Source organism: Acinetobacter sp. ANC 3903 (assembly GCF_002135315.1).
In the GTDB taxonomy this organism is placed as follows: Bacteria; Pseudomonadota; Gammaproteobacteria; order Pseudomonadales; family Moraxellaceae; genus Acinetobacter.
Map to the genome: position 1 here is coordinate 1 of NZ_NEGA01000005.1, position 18,810 is coordinate 18,810.

The following is an 18,810-nucleotide window of genomic DNA, read 5'->3' on the forward strand; positions in this document are numbered from 1 at the left end:
GTTGTTCTGGGGTTAAAGCATTGTGAGTTGGCGTCTGCCCAGTACGTTCTGATTGAAGCTGATCGACCCAACGTCTCATAGCAGTCTGACCCACATCTAAGGCACGGCAAGCATGTAAGATTGAATACCCTTGATCCAATACAAGACTAGCAGCTTCGAGTTTAAACTCTGGAGTAAATGTACGTCTTGGTTTCATAAGCACCTCATTGGTGAATCTATTATCACCTAATTTGGTGTCCAGCTTTATTAGACCACTACAGAGGTTGCCTACGAAAAGGTAAAAAAATTAAATCAATCAAATGAGGCCGTGCTGATTTAAAAAAATCTAATATTGAACATTTTTTGATTTATGAAAAAGATCTATTCAAAAGAACTTCCAAATAAATCTATTCCTTTAACACTTCAAAAGCAGCTCAGTCACTTTAATACCTTTAACAATTCAACTAAAAATTAAAAGCAAAAAATATTAAGCATTTATTTTCTGAAACCACGGTACATCTTTCATGGAATCACGCTGAGCCAGCAATTGAATAAACGGCTTGAACTCATCCAGATAAGGCAATATTTTGAACGAGATGGCAAAAACCAGCCAGTAACCCAGAAATAAATCTGCTGCTGAAATTTTCTCACCCAGCAAATATGGACTCGCTTCCTTCATACCATTTTTTAAAAATGCAAATACGCTTTCTTCATGACCAAAAGTCAGGCTCCGTTTTCTTTGTTCAATTTGCTCGTCCGGCACGTTAAGCCCTTTTAAATCCATATATTCAGTCAAAGGACCATGAGCAAAGAACATCCATTTTAAATAGGCACCACGCTTGGGATCATCCAGTGCCGGTGCCAAACCTTTTTCTATATATTTATCGGCCAGATAAGCAAATACGGCTGCCACTTCCGACACCACAACGCCCTGATCGACCAGACACGGTACTTTCCCCATCGGATTAATGCTCAGATATTCAGCTTGATGCATCTGTTCATACGGCACTTGAATCTGTTCAATCTGGTCTTCTATACCCAGCTCTTTCAGTAAAGGCAGCAGGGTCATGCCACGTGATTGCGCATTGTTATACAGCTTGATCATTGTTGTTCGGCCTATATTTTTGTTTTAGGTTTCGAGTATAGATCAATTTAATTAAGCGAGGGATAATTGTTATGTGACAGCATGACCATGCGCAACAATGCTTCTCATTTTTAAAAAGCATCGTGCACTGTAAAAAATGTATTATTAAAAGAAACCCATATAAAACTGTTCTTTTAAGATTTTTAAAATCAGCTCTATCACTTCATTTTTTTGCCCTTTACGGTAACTGGCATACAGGTCAATCATCGGTAAAGGTTCAATGGTATTTTTCACAATAATTTTATCCCCCAGTAGCGGGATCACATAAGCCGGTACCAGGCTCCAGCCCACTCCCATGCCGACCAGATTGACATTTAACAGAATGTTGGTCGAATGCTGGACAATGTTGACGTCCAGTTTAGATTGCTTAAAGAAATCAGTAATAATTTTGTGCAACTGCGGTGAGGCATCCTCATCACTAATGACAAAATTCTGATGATTAAAACTCTTGATACTAATATGACGCTGCTCGGCAATCGGTGAATCCTTCGGCACAATCAAAGCCAGCGGTTCACTAAAAATTTGCACGTGTTCCAGTTCGTTCGACTCATCGACATAGCGGGTAAAGGCAATATCAATATCACCTTTTTTTAGGGCTTTAAACTGGTGAGCATCAGTCAGGCTATGAAAGTTAATTTTAATGTCGGGAAAATGTGCTCGAATATTCGGCATGATATAGGGGAAAATTTTCATTTCCGCTACCGGCACAAAGCCAATATTCAGCTGGTCTTTGCTCAGGTTGGCAATTTTCCGCGCATCCTGAATCGCTTTTTCAGCATGTTCCAGACTTAATAAGGCTTCTTTTAAAAAGGCTTTGCCTTCTTCTGTCAGTTCAACTTTCCGGTTCGATCGAACCAGTAATTGCACTCCGACTTCTTGCTCCAGGTCTTTAATTTGCTGGCTTAAAGAAGGCTGCACCGTACACATCTGCTGTGCCGCCTTGGTAAAATTCAGTTCTTGTGCAACTGCAACAAAATAGCGTAAATGACGTAATTCCACGTACCGTACCTCTTTATTTAAGTTGCTTGAGTGATGCCGAAACTGTGTATTTATAAACAAATAAAGTCAGCACAGTAATTACAGCACAGAATAAATAACTCAGTTGATAACCATAATAGGCAATCATCAAGCCTAAAATGACTGAACCGATTGCCATACCCAAATCAAACAGGGTGAAGAAGGTGGAAATGGCATGTCCCATACGCTGTTTGGCGACAGACTGGATGGCAATGGTTTGAAAACACGGAAATAGTGAGCCGTAGCCAATGCCAATAAATATAGCAGATAACCAGAGCAGCCATTGATTGGAGATCAGGCTGACCACGACCAGACCTATAGCAAAGAAAATAAAGGAAGGATAAATGACAGCACTGGCACCCTTGCGATCATAAATTTTGCCCACCCACGGTCGTACCACAATCATAGAAATGGCAAAGACAATAAAAAACAGGCTGGTATACGCAAGCAGATCTTTAGATTCACTATAAGCAGCAATGAAACTCATAATGCTGGAATAGGCAAATGCGGTCAGCAATGCGACAAAGCCAATCGGTATGGCACGTGTTTCAATAATGTCATGAAAGCCCAGTCGTGACTTTTCCGTATGAGCATTAAGATGAGTGATCTTGTTTTCCTGTACCGGAATCATTAAACAGAAGATAAAACCCAGACTGATCACTGCGGTTAACAGCGCAAATAACATTATAAAATCAGTAAATTGCAGTACAGTTAAGGCAATTAAAGGCCCAAATACCACGGCAAGATTGGTTGACATGACAAAATAGCCCATGCCCTCGCCCTTGCGATGATCGGGAATAAAATCATTGGCGATCGGCACGGTCACCGTGGTTAATATGCTAAACCAGATGCCATGAATAAAACGAATCAGCAATAAGGCCCACATGCTGTCGGCAAATAAATAGCTAAAAGCAAAAAGAACAAACAGCAATTCTGAACCGCGAAAGGCGATTTTTTTACCTAATTTCTCTACAATCAGTCCGGAAAATGGCCGAACTGCAATGGAAGACACCAGAAACAAGGTCAGTGCCAAACCGGCTTCTTTCACTGTTCCGCCTAAATCTTTCATGATATAAATCGGCAGAATGGTCAGTAAGGCATAATAATAGGTAAATAAAAACAGGTTATTGCATAGACACAATATAAAAGAGCGATTCCATAGACGCCCTGTGTTTGTCGCAGACATAATGACCCACTTAACGGTAGCCTGGTGCTACTTTTGAACCAGAACAGGTTGCATCACCAAACTCACAAGATTGTGTATGTAAGTTTCATCCGGCATGCAATTAAAGAAAATAATCTGATAATGAATCGGCCCATACAGCGTATCCAGCATCAGTTCAAAGGGATAATCGGCAATAATTTCGTTACGCTCTATGGCGAGTTGAATCAGCTTGCGGGTTTGCTCACGACGCGGTAATAAATACAGCCTGAAGAATTCACCGGCAGCTTCACGATGCTCAGCCATCACTACCAGTAAGGCGCGTCCTAGAGGATGATGTAGCGCGAGTGACAATTTTAAAAGCTGCTGGTTCAAATTAACTTCCAGACTTTGCTCAAAATCCAGATCAAAGACCGAAGCGGTGTGCTCTTTAAAGGCATCAAAAACCAGATCAGATTTATGCTTCCACCAGCGATAAATGGTCGACTTACCCACCCCTGCACGTGCGGCAATATCTTCAATGGTTAAATGACTGTAATCATCTTGTTCTAATGCGGCAGTTACTGCCTGCAAAATACATTGCTTGCGACGGGAAGTTTTTTCTAACTCACTCATTGCTCACCAAAAAACGATACGATACGTATCGTTTTATATTAGGCTAATTTTTGCTGCATGTATAGACATCATCATCCCTTTAAAATCAAAAAAGACCGCTTAAAAGCAGTCTTTTCTAGATCAATGTTTCAACTCGCCTTATTCAGCCATTAGCATTGTGAGGTTTTTTTATAAATACTGCATGAAGGATGATGGCTTTCTTGCAAGCGTGCCACTTTACGATGTTCAGCAGCCTCAAAACGGCAACGTTTCCAGTCATTGTCCAGCTTCAATGGCGGAATCTGTTTCGGTTGACCATTTTCATCTACGGCTACCATAGTGAAGTAACAACTATTGGTATGACGTACGGTACGTTTTTGAATGTTCTGCGCTTCTACGCGAATCCCGATTTCCATTGAGGTACGACCGACATGGTTGACACTGGCAAGAAAAGTAACGAGTTCACCCACATGAATCGGTTCTTTGAAATTGACTTTATCCACCGATAAAGTCACCACATAACTGCCTGAATAACGGCTAGCACATGCGTATGCGACCTGATCCAGTAATTTTAAAATTGTTCCGCCATGCACATTTCCTGAAAAGTTCGCCATATCAGGAGTCATTAAAACTGTCATGGTTAATTCAGACTGGTCATCTAATGCTGGAGCAATTTGATCTAATGGGGACATCGCGTTCTCTAGACTCTTTTACAGACAATAGTATAAGCAAGGATTATAGCGTTTTTCTGCGCAATAAAATGTGGAAATTGGCAATAAAACCATCATTATTATTTATAGTGATTTTGGTATCATTCAAGAAAATATATATCAAATTTATCAACTCACTGACGCATAAGCATTTTTCTTATAGACTGATTTTAATAGAATATTTGTTCTAAAAATTAGATTACAAAAAAATATGGCTATGTTTTTTAAAACATTTGCTTTGGTCATCACCCAACCAAGACTGGGTAAAACAAAATATTAAATACATGAGTGCGCAACAAGTGCGAAGCTTTAACCTGTTTCATCCTGCAGATAAATTGCCTAATTAAAATTAGATTAAGCTGTTATCTCACGCAGCATTTCTTTAGAAATATTGCCGTAACTTAGTACATTCTGCTGGTCTAGCTGGGTTTCAACCCTATAGGTACCATCGGTATTTTCTGCAATGACGGTAAATACCAGATGTTCCATACTTGCCATTTTGACTTTTTGGCCGATTAAAAATTTTTCTATTTTCATACTACTGCTATTCATTTAACCATCCTTACAAAAATATGCTTTCATCACCATTTCAATAAAACCCAGTTTAGTGAATTTTGATCCACCGGTAAACTTAAATCATTGAACAAAAACATATTAATATAAAAATTATATAGTATAAAAGCTTTCATCACTTAGTTTAATTTATTGTGAAATATCAATTAATTAGTTTATTTTTACAGTACCACACTATTATTTTTAATCAAAACCAAAGTTTAAATCAACTAAAAATAACAGCATCGCAATGATGAATCTAAGCCTGGGCTCTATTCAATTTCATCATTGCAGTCTATTGAATGGCTAATCCTGTGCGCTTAATTGCTGAACGGTATGACCGAATGGATAATGTTTCTGTTTCAATAAGGCTGTAATGGTATTTAATTGATTTTGTGCTGCATCTGCACCGGCTTGCATGGTCATTGCACGGCCTTTTACATCAAATATATGCCCTTTTTCCCTTAAATCCGGCTGAATCACGATATCTGCATGCTTGAGCTCTTCTTCAGCTAAACGACTCTGCATAATATTAATATTTTGATTGAACATTCCCCAAACATTACTGGTTTCAGTATGCATCGGTTGCGCCAGAATATCCACAGCAATCACAATATCCGCCCCCAAATCACGTGCCACGCCTACAGGCACCGGACTCACCAAACCGCCATCTACATATTCATCCGCCCCAATTTTGGTTGGAATAAACATGCTTGGAATAGACACCGAAGCACGTACCGCCTGTCCGGTATTGCCATAGTTAAAGACGACTTTTTTACCTTCTTTTAATTCTGTTGCCACCACATACATGGGGATTTTTAGCGCTTCTAACGGCGTATTATTGACTTGCTGATTGACATAATTTTCAACTTTTTGACCGTCAAAAAAACCTTTCATATCCAGCTTTACATCACGAACATCATTGGCTTTCATGTTTAAAGCAATATCGCGGAGTTCTTCTGCTGTTTTACCACTGGCATAAATAGAACCCACAATACTGCCTGCACTGGTTCCTACAATCAAATCAGGGTGTATACCTTGTTGCTCCAGCACCTGAATCACCCCAATATGGGCATAGCCCCGAGCACCACCACTGCCCAGCACCAAGGCCACAATAGGACGGTTTTCCTGCTGTTTGAGTTTTCTAAAATTAATACGGTCTGCCCGAACTTGCGCATCTACAGTTGGTGGTTCAGATAGTCCTGTCGAACCAACAGTAAGCTTAGGTTGAGACACCGTTTGGCATCCACCCAGACCCAGTACTGCCAAAACAATAAAACTAAATTTGATGTTGCTCATGAACCACCTAAAGATAAATAAAGCTGTTCGTAAAAAAAGGCGTATAGTTTAAGAATGATCTATTTGTGAAACTGTAGTATTTCGTAAAGTTCCCATTACAAAAATATCAGCCTTTAAAACATCATTGATACATTTGCCATCTCATATTTATATTATCTCATTTTTTGACCAATTTTTGTTTATCGGAAAAACGCTTATTACACGGTGTCGATTAGATTGCTTAAGCATTAATTGGAGATTAAAAATAATTTTTCAAATAAAAAAGAGGCGAATCAATCGCCTCTTTTTTAAATTTCCAGTTTTGAATTAGAAATTATATTTAGCCATTAAACCTACACGGTTATCTTTATATGATTCGCCAGCAAATGTGTCGCGCTTACCGTTGATATATTCCACACCTAGATCAATTGGTGCAACTGGTGAATAGATAACGTTGATCCATGCCTGTTGCACTTTTTCATTCGCTGTCGTATTGAGTCGGGCATAGTCAGTACCATCATCAGCAAACTGTGCGCCATAAGCCAGTGTTGAACGCAAGTTAGGTAAAATCTTATAAGTTGCACCGACTTGAACTGCATTAAATTCATTCTGCTCAATACTGTTATTTGCCGCATCTACAATATAAGCTGAATTGCTGCCATATAAATAGTTACTGTTACCCACCACATGCGAAATATCAGCAGACACTTTTAATGGATTGGTGATTTGATAATTTACACCTGCAGCTACACCCCAACCAGTTTTGTCATCATCAGCTGCTGTTGATTTATAATTTTCAACCAAAGCACGTGCAGATACTGAACCTTTACCATCTGCAAAACCTTGGGTTAACTTAGCAGTAAGCGTTGGTAAGCGATATGTCACATCAGCTGCAGTACCGGCAAGTTTGTCAGCAGCCGGTGTACCTGCCAAAGTTGCAAGGCTATTACCTTTTTCAGCAGAAACAAACAACTGAGTTTGTGGTGCAAGTTTGAAGTTATAACGAACTTGAGGAATACGCGTTATACCGCCACCAATGTTGGTAGTAGCATCAATCATTTCAGGAGCATGATTGGACAAGAAGTTCGAAGTGGTTTGACCGAATAGCCAGTCATTATAAGTTAAATAAGCATGGCGAATACGGAAAGCTTCATTAGAGCCGGCAAAGTCAGTTTCAACTTTACCACCAACTTTCGCATCACCCACGTTCGTATTAAAATCTAAACCAAGACGTGTGATTTTAGCAGTGGCACGAAGTTTATCTTGAGTTTTGCCCTCAGATTTATGTGCAGAGTTAAAGTCATCATCTGCGCCTTCAATAATATAGTTGGCATCGCCACGGACAAAACCGTATAGGTTTACATTTGCACCGGCTTTGGTTTTAAAGCCTGTTGCAGGTGCTTCAGGTTTTGCCGCTGCAGCAAGTTGTACTGGCTGTGCTTTGACTTGCTCAATTTGAGTTTGTTGCTGTTGTTGAACTTGCTGTTGTTGTTGGATTAAAGATTTTAATGCTTCTACTTCTTTACGTAAGTCCTGAATCTGTTTTTGTTCAGCTGTGCCTGCATATGTAGTGCTTGCCATTACCGCTGTAACTGCTAATGCTAAACCTTTAGCGATAAATTTACCGTTACGTAATTGACTCATTCTTAAAATCTCCGATTTGTTAAATATTCGCATCCATGCATTCTTTGATTTTTAAAAACCCAATAAATCTATGAAAAAAACCCTTCAAAAAATTAACAAGCTTAAAAAATCATTGCATTTTCAGCTTATGAGGCAGTAAAAAATTTAAAATATTATAAAATTGCAACATATAAAAACTTACATGTCATGGCAAATCTAGCAATTTTTATGCTTTATTAAAATCAGTTTTCTCGAACGATGATTAAAAAACAATCTTATTTATAAATGACAATTTTGAAATTAATACTACATTCAATTACTTATATAAAAATCATATAATTTTTATCCCATCCCCATTCGACTAATGTATAAAGTAAAATCCTGCTTAAAGACTCATTTCAAAAGGATTTTTTATGCACTTGCAACAGGTTCAGCACGTTGATCATGCCATTAGCTCTCTTCATTCATTAGGTGTTTTTTAAATAAAGCGGTTGATATGCAAATCATGAGGGATATTTTGACTGTAGTGAGCCGGGCACCTTCAGGAAGCAATACCCAGCCTTGAAAAGGCTATGTGATTATGGGCAAGAAATACGATGAAACGCTGCGGCGTGGTTTGCAAAGCCCAAACTGAACTTATACAACAACCCGAACTGGGTCAGCAGTATCAAAAAACATTGCCATGATGATTCAAAACGTGATGATCACTGCCAAGGCGCCTGATCTGGATACCTGTTCACAAGCAGCATACAACCATTTCCATTCCATCGTACTGGATGTGCTGAATGCACCTGAAGATGAAGAACTGGTTTGTACTCTTGCACTCGGTTATGCCGATCCTGATAATATTGTGAAGACTTTTATTACACCGCGTATTGCAGTTGATGAATTCACGGTTTTTATGGATCAATAAACCGTTTTAAAGAAAAAGAGACCTTAGAGGTCACTGCTGCCCCATAATTTGAATTTTATTTTAGTATTGAATCAGCATAATGATTTTTTATCTTTAAGTATCTGATATTTATATTTTTCACAGCCTTGTCTTTTCTTTAGAAGTGTAAATGGCTTTGTGTAGGCTGAACCCTACTTTTGACAGACCAAAATGAGAACTCAAAACATATTTTGAGTTCGCAAGAAAAGTCTTTATTCCCCATACACGACATCCTGAGCCAGTTTTAAGCACTGCTTTAAAACGCAGCGCAAGGCATGGGGAATGTGTGGCATCCCTGCCACACTCGCGAATCTAACACATGGACTTCAACTATGGGACAGTAGTGCCGTCATGGTCTCTTTTTGGTTTAGCTCATATCATCTTCACGTAGATTCATGCTGTGCCTGATTTAAACTGAGTTTCATAATCGTGAGCAGGGTAATCGCGACAAAAAGCAGCATGACAATGCTCATATTCAGCAACGAACTCCAGATCAGAAAATTTAACAGGATTCCACCGAGCAAGCCACAGGCAAACTGCATGCTTCCCATAATTGCACTGGCGGTTCCCGCACGTGCGCCCTGCTCCGACATAGCCAGGGCCATCGCATTGGGGCCGGTAAAACCAATACCTGAAACCGCCAAAAACATGCCTATAAAGACTAGCCATAATGGACTAGTCGCCATTAACCCCGAGACCAATAAAATAGTGGCACCGATCAGCTGCAATATGCCGCCGATTTTCAGCCGGCGCATTACAGAAAAATGCTGCGCCAACCGTTTGTTTAAAGTGGACAGCAGCATAATACCAAAGGCATTCAGCCCAAAGGCATAGCCAAATTGCTGCTGGGTTAAGCCATAATCATCCATCAGTACGGCAGCGGATGAACTGATATAGCAGAATAAAATCCCACCTGAAAAACATCCTGCCAGCATTGGCCATCTGAAACTCTGGTCTCTAAAAATAGTGATATATAGGCGCAAGACCTGGCCAATATTTAACTTTAAACGGCGTTCATGCGGCAAACTTTCCTTAAAGAAAAAGTGTACACACAGCAAACAGACCAGCCCCACCACAGCTAAAATGACAAACACCGCCTGCCAGGAAAAGAACTTCAATATCATCGCACCCAAGCTCGGCGCAATAATAGGCGCAATCCCCATCACAATCATCATGCTGGCAAAGGCCTGCGCTGAAGCTTGCATATCCAGACGGTCACGAATGGCAGCCCGGGCAATCACCACACCCACACAGCCGCCAACCGCCTGTACAATACGCGCTGCAATCAGGCTCCACTCATTGCTGACAAAAACACACAACAGGCTGGCCAGCACATACAGCGTTAAACCCAGATACAGCGGTGCTTTACGTCCAATTCGGTCACTCAGCGGGCCATAAATCAGCTGCCCTAAAGCCAGCCCCAGAAAATAAGCCGGTAAAGTATTGGCCACCATTTGCGTACTGACCCCAAAATCCTGTGCCATTTGTGGCAAGGCCGGCAAGTACATATCAATAGAAAGCGGACCCAATGAGGTCAGCAAGGCCAGCAGCATAATCCAGGCCGTGGAATATGCTTGTGTTGATTGTTGTGCAGACATATTGATATTTAATTTTTAAATATAGGCTTTGCAGACAAGCTTACACTGTACATAGTATTATTTCCCAGTCATGAGAGTGAAAAATCACATAATTTCACTGCATGCTGCATAAATCATTTGTGGATTAGGACATAACTTGAAATCTTGGCTGACGCGTCTTAAACAAGCGACTTATAACACGACATTTATGTATAACCTGCGCATGATTATTGCTTTCGCGGGTACTGCCTTTGTGCCTTATTTTATGGGACAGCAACTTGCTACCATTCCCCTGACCCTAGGTGTAGTCGCTGCCGGTTTAAGTGATATTGATGACCGCTTTTCAGTGCGGATCATGAACCTGATTTATACCTATATCGGCTTCTTTATTACCGCTGCCTCAATTTATTTTTTATTTCCTCATCCCATTTTATTTGCCATCGGGCTGATCGTGTCATGCATCGGCTGGATTTTACTGGGTTCACTCGGTCGTCGCTACGCCACCATTTCTTATGGCTGTCTAGTCATCTCGGTCTACTCGATGCTGGGCGTTGGACTGTTTGATCAATGGTATACTCAAGCTGGACTCCTGGTTATTGGTGCAATGTGGTATGGCCTGCTTTCCACCATCAGTTTCCTGTTATTTCCAGTTCGCCAAGTTCAGGACAAACTCTCTCAGTGCTACTCATCACTCGGTGATTTTCTGTTTGCCAAATCCAACCTGTTTGATGTCGACATGACCCCAGACAGTTATCAGCAAAGCATGATTGAGCTGTCTTTGGAAAATGGTAAGCTGGTCGGCATTTTCAATGAGATGAAAACGGCCCTTTTAACCCGTTTAAAAGGTGACCGGGGGCAAAAAGATACCCGTCGCAGCCTGCAATATTATTTTGTGGCTCAGGATATTCATGAACGTGCCGATTCAGCGCATATTGATTATCAAAAGCTGGTCAAGATTTTTGAACATAGTGATATTTTGTTTCGCTTTCAACGGATTCTCTCTATTCAGGCCAAGGCCTGCAAAGATTTAAGCCAGAGCATTTTGCAGCGTGAAACCTATCAGCATAACAAACGCTTTAAACATGCCTTTGCCAATTTAAAACTGTCATTGGAAAAACTCCGTGCCGAGCAGCAATACGATCAGGTCTGGGTCAATGCACTGTTTTCGCTGTATCAAAATTTAAAATCAATTGATGCCCAACTGCGTAACGTAGAAACTGAACGGCATATCAAGTTCGATAAAAGCAAACATATTGAAAACCAGCTTAAAGATGATGACTTAAAAGGCTGGGATGATATTGTCATCCGGATCAAGCAGCATTTAACGCCAGAGTCGGTGCTGTTTAGACACGCAATTCGTGTCTCTATTGTCCTGTTTATTGGTTATATTTTTGTCCAGATTACCCAGATTCAATATGGCTACTGGATTCTATTAACCGCGCTTTTTGTCAGCCAACCTAACTTTAATGCCACCAAACGCCGTTTACGTCTACGTATAGTCGGCACCCTGGTCGGCATTATTCTGGGTTATGCGGTTTTGTATTTTATTCCGTCGCTTGAAGGACAATTATTGCTGCTGGTTTTAAGTGGTGTGCTGTTCTTCGAATTACGCAGTAAGCAATATGCCCAAGCCACTGCCTTTATCACTATTTTGGCGTTAATTAATTTTAACCTCGATGGAATAGGTTTTGCCGCAGCCCTACCCCGCATGATTGATACCCTGATTGGCTGTGCCTTGGCCTGGTTTGGGGTGAGCTTTATTTTCCCCGACTGGAAATTCCGTCGTTTGCCCCGCACGATCCGACGTTCACTCACCACTCAATGTGAATATTTAGCCGAAGTCATTGAACAGTACAAAAGTGGACGCAATAACGGCTTGAAATATCGTGTAGTGCGTCGTGCTGCCCATAATAACGATGCTGACGTTGCCTCGCTCATTTCAACTTTGGCCACAGAACCTGATTTTGATCCGGTACAAAAAAGCTTGGCTTTTGAATTCTTGTGCCTCAACCATACCCTGCTCAGTTATATTGCAGCACTGGGTGCACATCGTGAAAAAATTGCAGATCAGGAAGTTCTGCAACTATTAGACAAAGCTTTAGATGATATTCGCGGTGCGCTATTAAACGATGAAGTTCCAGACCTTAGTTCACAGAATATGCTGAACACTATTCGTCAGCGCTTAAGCCAAAATAATGAAGATGATCATAAATCGCTGATCGTTTTACAGCAATTATCGTTGATGCTCAGTATTCTGAGTCAACTCAGTCGTTTAAAGCAAAGTTTAAGCCATGACCGTGATGAAAAAGCCACTGAATTAGCCTCATTATAAATAGGATGATTTTGGAACAATATACTCACTGAATTGGTATAAATAATGCTAAACTTTTTACAGTTCTAAATTTGTTAATTCATTATGACCGCGAAAAATTTATACGCTTATACCCTGCAGCCTGTGAACTATGAAATTTCCGAGGCTGAGCAACGTCAAGCTCAACTTGCTATCTGGCGTAGCACCAATAAAATTGGTACCAAAGCATGGTTGATCATGGCAGCTGTTGCCATTCTTTCCATTGCCGGCATCATCTTGCTGAAAAATTATTCCACTATTTTTTGCTGGGTGGCTTTGGTCTGTGTTGTAGTCTATCTGCTCATCCGTAAATTCGGCCTGGAATGGTATGTAAAACGCAAAATGAACGAATTTCCGGTTCAGGAAATTAAAGGCATTCGTTTAGGCGTACAACCACACGGTCTGATCATGCGTCAACAAATGGGCGCACAAGAAGGTGTAGGTGCGATTGGCTGGAAAGATATTTATGAATGGTATAATACCCCTGACTTTATGTTGATTAACTTCAAGGTTAAAGGTCAACAAGGTGCTTATATCTTGCCAAAACGTATGGATTCAAAGAACTTTTCTTTCAATACCATTCGCAAGCACCTGACTGAAACAGTGGGCGAAGCAAAACAGATTTAAACGCTAGACCAAGCTATACAGTTAATTAAAAAACCTCCAGATTGGAGGTTTTTTAATTTATATAAAACCAAATGATAATGAGAATAAATATTACCTACAAAATCGATATCATTTTGGAAAAGTTCAGTTATAATTCAGTTTAATTCTGTTTATCACCCTGTTTTTTCGGCTATGTTAAAAAAAACCTTTTTTCAGATCCACTGGTTCCTCGGGATTACCGCCGGGTTAATTCTCTCGATTATGGGCGTTACCGGTGCCATTTATTCCTATGAACAACCTATTCAAAAATGGCTGAATCCACAGAGTTATACGGTACAGGCTGAAAATCGTGCCAAATTAACCCCTGCCGAACTGTATCAGCATTTCCAGGTGACTGATCCAGAAATGAAAATTAACAGCATCACTGTAGCCAAAGACCCGACCGCATCTTCAAGCATTAACATTGTCAAAGAAGGTGCACGTAAGGGTTATAGCATGATGATTAACCCCTACACCGGCGAAGTTTTACCCGACATTAAAGGCCGGGAATTCTTTAAGTTTATCGAACAGTTACACCGAAATTTAACCATCGGATCTGTCGGTAAGCAGATTACTGGTGCATGTACCTTAATGCTGCTGTTCTTTGTGTTGAGTGGTTTATACCTGCGCTGGCCGAAAAAACATTCTTTTAAACAGTGGTTCATGCTTAAGCCACAACTGAAAGGCCGTAATTTTCTTTGGGACTTGCATGCGGTTGTGGGTACCTGGGTGGTTATTTTCTTCCTGATTATCGCGTGTACTGGTTTAACCTGGTCTTATGGCTGGTGGCGTAGCGGCCTGTATACGGTGATGGGTGTTGAACAACCGCAAAGTAAGGGTGAAGCAGAAATGCCACGTGGCGGTGAAGCACGCGGTAACCGCGAAGGTTCAGGCCAGACAATGCCTAATGCAGCTACAGGTAACCCTGAAAAAGCTGCTGAACCTCCGCGCGGTGAAAAACAGGAGAAAAAAGGTTTAAGCCCGGAACAGATCCATCTGGCGCTCAGCCAAAGCTGGAACGGCTTTAATGCACAAGTCGGTCGTGATTATTCAAGCATCACATTAAATATTCCGAAAAAGTCCAATGGTGAACTTGAAATTAGCTTTGTCGATGCCATTCCCCAGCATGAACGTGCACGAAACAAAGCCACATTTGACTATAAAGCTTCCACCATTAAAGACATGGAAATTTATGAAGATAAAAAGTTAAATGAAAAAATCATGAGCAGCATGTTGCCGGTGCACCGTGGCAGTTTCTTTGGTCCGGTATACCAGTTCATGGCGATGCTCGCTGCTCTAGCTATGCCATTGTTCTTTGTCACAGGCTGGATGCTGTATCTGAAACGTCGTAAGCAAAAGCAACTAACCCAAGCTGCACGTCATGGCTTAACCGCAGTTAGTATTGATGGCAATGCAAAACCCTGGCTGATTGTCTATGCGTCACAAACTGGTACAGCAGAACAGCTGGCATGGCGTACAGCAACCAGCCTGCAACAGGCTCATCAGCCTGCTAGCGTGAAATCTGTACAACATTTAAATATTGATGATTTAAAAAATACCCAACAGGTTTTATTTGTAGCCAGTACTTACGGTACTGGTGAAGCACCTGATTTAGCATCGGGTTTTGCCAAAAAAATACTGCGCAAAAAAGCTGATTTAAGCCATCTGCACTATGCAGTATTGGCCTTGGGTTCTCGCGAATATGCCGACACTTTCTGTCATTTTGGCCACGCAGTTGATAACTGGTTAAAACAGAATGGTGCGCAGCAGCTGTTTAATATCATTGAAGTGGATAATGCCAATCAAAGGCAGATTCAGACATGGAATAGCGCTTTAGCCAAAGTGACCCAACTTGAATTACAAGACATGAATATCGAAAAAACTTTCGATACTTGGACACTCACAAAACGCGATCTGCTTAATCCAAACAGTTTAGGTGCTCCCGCCTTTAATATAGAGTTAAAACCAAGTCATGAAGTGAACTGGCAAGCCGGTGATATTGCCGAGATTCAGCCGGGTAACAGTGCTGAGCGTATTGTCCAGTTTATGCAAAAGCATCAAATTCAGCCGAATACCCAGGTCGATGCCTTACAGATGAGTATCGAGCAGGCACTTTGGGATAAAGATTTAACTGTAGAAGTTGAAGCTTTTGCCAATATGGAGGATTTGCTGCAACAGCTGAATCCCCTGCCTTCGCGTGAATATTCAATTGCCAGTATTCCTTCACAGCAAGTGCTGCGTTTAGTGGTACGTCAACAATCTGATGCCCAAGGTCAATTCGGCTTAGGTTCAGGCTGGCTCACACAGCATGCAGCACTGAATAGTGAAATTGCACTGCGCATTCGCAGCAATGAGGCTTTCCATCTGATTGATGACAATCGCCCGATCATTTGTATTGGTAATGGTACTGGTCTTGCGGGTTTAATGAGCTTATTACATGCGCGTACCCGTCAGGATTACACGCAAAACTGGCTGATTTTTGGCGAACGCCAGCGTGAACATGACTTCTTCTATCAAAGCACCATTGAAGCCTGGCAAAGTACCGGCATGCTGCAACGTCTGGATTTAGCCTTCTCGCGTGATCAGCAAGAAAAAGTCTATGTGCATCATAAACTGCGTGAACAGGCGCAAGAACTAAAAGCCTGGATGGACAATGGCGCAGTGATTTATGTTTGCGGTAGCATCAATGGTATGGCTAGCGATGTAGATCAGGCCTTAATCGACATTCTGGGTGAAACTAAAGTTGACCAGCTACGTCAACAAGGCCGTTATCGTCGTGATGTTTACTAATTTATCATTCAATCTAAATCATTAAATCAAATAAAAAACCGGGCCTTAATGCTCGGTTTTTTATTCTCAAACTCTATAATCTGTTTAAACTAAGCACAATCTTCATCTCGAGCCATCCTATGTCCAGCAGTTTTAAACGCAGTCTCAGCTTAATAATAGGCAGCTTGCTGGCACTGGATGGCTTATGCTTACTTGCTCTGGACAAGATTCACTTAGGCATTCTTCTTCCGCTGATTATTGGTATAGCACTGATGCTGTATGCGATATGTTTTAACTGGATTCAAAGCCTTGTTCAACTGACCCCATTAGGACAGAGGTTATGGCGCTGCGTATGGTCAGGATTTTTTCTCTGGATAATCACATTAGTGATGTTTTTCAGTTATCTGCAATATAGCATTCAGCAGTCCAATACTGTTCAGCCCGCTGCTGCAGTCATTATACTGGGCAGTGGTATTGAAAAGGGCCGTCCCTCTCCCACCTTAAAACAGCGTTTAGATGTTGGTGCTGCATATGCCAAACAGCACCCCGAAACACTGCTGGTCATGACTGGAGGTTTAGGTTTTCAAGAGCAGATCTCTGAAGCAGCAGTAATGTCTGAATATCTGCAACAACAGCATCATATTGATCAGTCACGTATTCTATTAGAAGCAAAAAGTACCAGTACTGAAGAAAACCTGCACAATGTACAGCCTTTGCTGGCACAGCGGCATATTCATCTGAACCAGCCTATTGTGATTGCCACCAGTGACTTTCATATTTTACGCGCCAAAGCCATTGCCAAACATCAAGGCTATCAGCAAATAGTCACGCTCAGCGCTCCAACACCGCTTTATATTCGCTACAACTCCTGGTTGCGCGAATACTTTGCCTTCATTAGTGGCTGGCTGTTACAGGAATACTAAAAATCAGTTCAAACGAATGTTACGGGGTAAAGGCAGTTTTGCATCTTTAAATAATTCAGGTTTTTGTACGTAAATCCAATACAGATAATTTTTAATATCCAATAATAATTTTTCCGGTGCAACCAGCACATTTTGCCCTTCCGGGGTTAAATCCATCGACACGATGGTGTTTTCCTGGCGTAAAAAAGGAATCACTTTTTCGACAAAATCTTTTAATGAAATTTCCTGAATCTGATAATTTACCCAATTGTCTTTTACCAACAATTTTGCCAGGCCTTTGCTTTGCCAAATGGCAAATGCACGCTGACCGGTAGGGGTCGCACATAATGCCCAGCCGTCATCATATAAGGCATGGACATAACCTTGGCCTACAATCATTTCAACAAATTGTTTATAGATCTCTTGCGCGTTATAGGTATTATTTTGAGTTTTAGCAGCTTTGCGTTGATATGGATTTCTCATAGTTTTTCAATAGTTAAAATTATTATTAACTAGAGATTTTATGAAAAAAATAGAATTTTATCAAGGATAATATATGGTGGGCGCTGACGGGATCGAACCGCCGACATTCTGCTTGTAAGGCAGACGCTCTACCAACTGAGCTAAGCGCCCTGAGGAGTAAAAATAGCGTTGCTATTTTTATGACGCAAGAAAGAAATCTTGCTTGATTATACACTTTCCAGCACAAGGAATCTAGAAAATGGCGCAGCGGACGGGACTCGAACCCGCGACCCCCGGCGTGACAGGCCGGTATTCTAACCAACTGAACTACCGCTGCATCACGATACTTATTGCTAAGTATTTATATCTAAAAAAGAGAATATCTTTAAAAGATATGGTGGGCGCTGACGGGATCGAACCGCCGACATTCTGCTTGTAAGGCAGACGCTCTACCAACTGAGCTAAGCGCCCTCAAAGGGTCTTACAATTTCGATTCTAAGGATGGCGCAGCGGACGGGACTCGAACCCGCGACCCCCGGCGTGACAGGCCGGTATTCTAACCAACTGAACTACCGCTGCATCGCAAAAAATCTGGTGGGCGCTGACGGGATCGAACCGCCGACATTCTGCTTGTAAGGCAGACGCTCTACCAACTGAGCTAAGCGCCCTCAAAAGGTCTATTATGTAAATGGCGCAGCGGACGGGACTCGAACCCGCGACCCCCGGCGTGACAGGCCGGTATTCTAACCAACTGAACTACCGCTGCACTTACACAATGTCGCTATTGTGGCAAACAAATATTAAGAACTTAAGTGGCGCAGCGGACGGGACTCGAACCCGCGACCCCCGGCGTGACAGGCCGGTATTCTAACCAACTGAACTACCGCTGCACTAAAGTGTCTTAACGTTAAAGAGCTTGGTGGGCGCTGACGGGATCGAACCGCCGACATTCTGCTTGTAAGGCAGACGCTCTACCAACTGAGCTAAGCGCCCTTTAAACGTCTTCATCGTTTGATGAGGTGCATTATAGAGAATCTATGCAGCCTGTCAAACGCTTTTCTACCTGTTTTTGGTTTTTTACGTTTGAGTGATTAAAAAATAGGTTATTCGCTATA

The 18,810-nt window shown here is 41.5% G+C and carries 15 protein-coding genes, 8 tRNA genes and 1 pseudogene; 5 read left to right on the forward strand and 19 right to left on the reverse strand.

From position 1 onward, the window contains the following. From B9T29_RS04540 to B9T29_RS04580, 9 genes are all read right to left on the reverse strand, one after another. The coding region (locus B9T29_RS04540; RefSeq protein WP_143223868.1) for a transposase at positions 1 to 196 on the reverse strand (196 nt) is incomplete at its 3' end. Between the two features lie 270 nt (positions 197 to 466). Next, positions 467 to 1,084, reverse strand: a complete 618-nt coding sequence (locus B9T29_RS04545) for a glutathione S-transferase family protein (RefSeq protein ID WP_086174784.1) — start codon at positions 1,082 to 1,084, stop codon at positions 467 to 469. 144 nt (positions 1,085 to 1,228) lie between these two features. Then, positions 1,229 to 2,122 carry a LysR substrate-binding domain-containing protein gene (locus B9T29_RS04550; RefSeq protein WP_086174785.1) on the reverse strand — a complete coding sequence of 298 codons (894 nt, stop codon included), beginning with the start codon at positions 2,120 to 2,122 and terminating at the stop codon, positions 1,229 to 1,231. Positions 2,123 to 2,135: 13 nt separating this feature from the next. Continuing rightward, positions 2,136 to 3,326 (reverse strand): MFS transporter, encoded by a 1,191-nt coding sequence (locus B9T29_RS04555; RefSeq protein ID WP_086174786.1) that lies wholly within the window; start codon positions 3,324 to 3,326, stop codon positions 2,136 to 2,138. A gap of 27 nt (positions 3,327 to 3,353) precedes the next feature. Then, complete coding sequence (locus B9T29_RS04560; protein WP_086174787.1) at positions 3,354 to 3,917, reverse strand: TetR/AcrR family transcriptional regulator; 564 nt, start codon at positions 3,915 to 3,917, stop codon at positions 3,354 to 3,356. Between the two features lie 149 nt (positions 3,918 to 4,066). Continuing rightward, the gene (locus B9T29_RS04565) at positions 4,067 to 4,588 is read right to left on the reverse strand and encodes an acyl-CoA thioesterase (protein ID WP_086174788.1); all 522 of its coding nucleotides are present in this window, start codon (positions 4,586 to 4,588) and stop codon (positions 4,067 to 4,069) included. Positions 4,589 to 4,960: 372 nt separating this feature from the next. Continuing rightward, entirely contained in the window at positions 4,961 to 5,158 is a 198-nt protein-coding gene (locus B9T29_RS04570) for a hypothetical protein (RefSeq protein WP_171263975.1), read from the reverse strand. 306 nt (positions 5,159 to 5,464) lie between these two features. Then, positions 5,465 to 6,457 (reverse strand): patatin-like phospholipase family protein, encoded by a 993-nt coding sequence (locus B9T29_RS04575; protein ID WP_086174789.1) that lies wholly within the window; start codon positions 6,455 to 6,457, stop codon positions 5,465 to 5,467. 306 nt (positions 6,458 to 6,763) lie between these two features. Further along, positions 6,764 to 8,080, reverse strand: a complete 1,317-nt coding sequence (locus B9T29_RS04580; RefSeq protein WP_086174790.1) for a DcaP family trimeric outer membrane transporter — start codon at positions 8,078 to 8,080, stop codon at positions 6,764 to 6,766. Between the two features lie 392 nt (positions 8,081 to 8,472). Here B9T29_RS04580 and B9T29_RS04585 point away from each other — a divergent pair. Then, positions 8,473 to 8,972, forward strand: a pseudogene (locus B9T29_RS04585) (nitroreductase family protein). Between the two features lie 401 nt (positions 8,973 to 9,373). Here B9T29_RS04585 and B9T29_RS04590 read toward each other — a convergent pair. Beyond that, complete coding sequence (locus tag B9T29_RS04590) at positions 9,374 to 10,588, reverse strand: multidrug effflux MFS transporter (protein WP_086174791.1); 1,215 nt, start codon at positions 10,586 to 10,588, stop codon at positions 9,374 to 9,376. Positions 10,589 to 10,724: 136 nt separating this feature from the next. On the opposite strand from B9T29_RS04590, the gene yccS reads away from it, so the two are divergent. The 4 genes from yccS (at position 10,725) to B9T29_RS04610 (ending at position 17,254) form a co-directional block, all read left to right on the forward strand. After that, complete coding sequence (gene yccS, locus B9T29_RS04595; protein WP_086174792.1) at positions 10,725 to 12,899, forward strand: YccS family putative transporter; 2,175 nt, start codon at positions 10,725 to 10,727, stop codon at positions 12,897 to 12,899. An 84-nt stretch (positions 12,900 to 12,983) separates the two neighbouring features. Next, a complete protein-coding gene (locus tag B9T29_RS04600; protein WP_086174793.1) occupies positions 12,984 to 13,544 on the forward strand; it encodes a YcxB family protein in 561 nt (186 codons plus the stop codon). Between the two features lie 171 nt (positions 13,545 to 13,715). Next, positions 13,716 to 16,352 carry a PepSY domain-containing protein gene (locus B9T29_RS04605; RefSeq protein WP_086174794.1) on the forward strand — a complete coding sequence of 879 codons (2,637 nt, stop codon included), beginning with the start codon at positions 13,716 to 13,718 and terminating at the stop codon, positions 16,350 to 16,352. 119 nt (positions 16,353 to 16,471) lie between these two features. Further along, entirely contained in the window at positions 16,472 to 17,254 is a 783-nt protein-coding gene (locus tag B9T29_RS04610) for a YdcF family protein (protein ID WP_086174795.1), read from the forward strand. 3 nt (positions 17,255 to 17,257) lie between these two features. Here B9T29_RS04610 and B9T29_RS04615 read toward each other — a convergent pair whose 3' ends face one another. The 9 genes from B9T29_RS04615 to B9T29_RS04655 all read right to left on the reverse strand — a co-directional run bounded on the left by B9T29_RS04615 (position 17,258) and on the right by B9T29_RS04655 (position 18,688). Then, complete coding sequence (locus tag B9T29_RS04615; protein ID WP_086174796.1) at positions 17,258 to 17,716, reverse strand: DUF2750 domain-containing protein; 459 nt, start codon at positions 17,714 to 17,716, stop codon at positions 17,258 to 17,260. A gap of 74 nt (positions 17,717 to 17,790) precedes the next feature. Further along, positions 17,791 to 17,866, reverse strand: a tRNA-Val gene (locus B9T29_RS04620). 89 nt (positions 17,867 to 17,955) lie between these two features. Continuing rightward, a tRNA-Asp gene (locus tag B9T29_RS04625) sits at positions 17,956 to 18,032 on the reverse strand. A 58-nt stretch (positions 18,033 to 18,090) separates the two neighbouring features. Beyond that, positions 18,091 to 18,166, reverse strand: a tRNA-Val gene (locus B9T29_RS04630). Positions 18,167 to 18,197: 31 nt separating this feature from the next. Further along, positions 18,198 to 18,274, reverse strand: a tRNA-Asp gene (locus B9T29_RS04635). 13 nt (positions 18,275 to 18,287) lie between these two features. After that, a tRNA-Val gene (locus B9T29_RS04640) sits at positions 18,288 to 18,363 on the reverse strand. Between the two features lie 21 nt (positions 18,364 to 18,384). After that, positions 18,385 to 18,461, reverse strand: a tRNA-Asp gene (locus B9T29_RS04645). 47 nt (positions 18,462 to 18,508) lie between these two features. Continuing rightward, a tRNA-Asp gene (locus B9T29_RS04650) sits at positions 18,509 to 18,585 on the reverse strand. A 27-nt stretch (positions 18,586 to 18,612) separates the two neighbouring features. Next, a tRNA-Val gene (locus B9T29_RS04655) sits at positions 18,613 to 18,688 on the reverse strand. Positions 18,689 to 18,810: the final 122 nt, after the last annotated feature.

What these genes read in the sequence shown, in the direction of transcription:
- B9T29_RS04610 (WP_086174795.1), top strand. Translation starts at nt 16,472, where the DNA reads ATGTCCAGCAGTTTTAAACGCAGTCTCAGCTTAATAATAGGCAGCTTG.
- B9T29_RS04575 (WP_086174789.1), bottom strand. Translation starts at nt 6,457, where the DNA reads ATGAGCAACATCAAATTTAGTTTTATTGTTTTGGCAGTACTGGGTCTG.
- B9T29_RS04560 (WP_086174787.1), bottom strand. Translation starts at nt 3,917, where the DNA reads ATGAGTGAGTTAGAAAAAACTTCCCGTCGCAAGCAATGTATTTTGCAG.
- B9T29_RS04605 (WP_086174794.1), top strand. Translation starts at nt 13,716, where the DNA reads ATGTTAAAAAAAACCTTTTTTCAGATCCACTGGTTCCTCGGGATTACC.
- B9T29_RS04565 (WP_086174788.1), bottom strand. Translation starts at nt 4,588, where the DNA reads ATGTCCCCATTAGATCAAATTGCTCCAGCATTAGATGACCAGTCTGAA.
- B9T29_RS04590 (WP_086174791.1), bottom strand. Translation starts at nt 10,588, where the DNA reads ATGTCTGCACAACAATCAACACAAGCATATTCCACGGCCTGGATTATG.
- B9T29_RS04615 (WP_086174796.1), bottom strand. Translation starts at nt 17,716, where the DNA reads ATGAGAAATCCATATCAACGCAAAGCTGCTAAAACTCAAAATAATACC.
- B9T29_RS04545 (WP_086174784.1), bottom strand. Translation starts at nt 1,084, where the DNA reads ATGATCAAGCTGTATAACAATGCGCAATCACGTGGCATGACCCTGCTG.
- B9T29_RS04570 (WP_171263975.1), bottom strand. Translation starts at nt 5,158, where the DNA reads ATGAATAGCAGTAGTATGAAAATAGAAAAATTTTTAATCGGCCAAAAA.
- B9T29_RS04555 (WP_086174786.1), bottom strand. Translation starts at nt 3,326, where the DNA reads ATGTCTGCGACAAACACAGGGCGTCTATGGAATCGCTCTTTTATATTG.
- B9T29_RS04580 (WP_086174790.1), bottom strand. Translation starts at nt 8,080, where the DNA reads ATGAGTCAATTACGTAACGGTAAATTTATCGCTAAAGGTTTAGCATTA.
- B9T29_RS04600 (WP_086174793.1), top strand. Translation starts at nt 12,984, where the DNA reads ATGACCGCGAAAAATTTATACGCTTATACCCTGCAGCCTGTGAACTAT.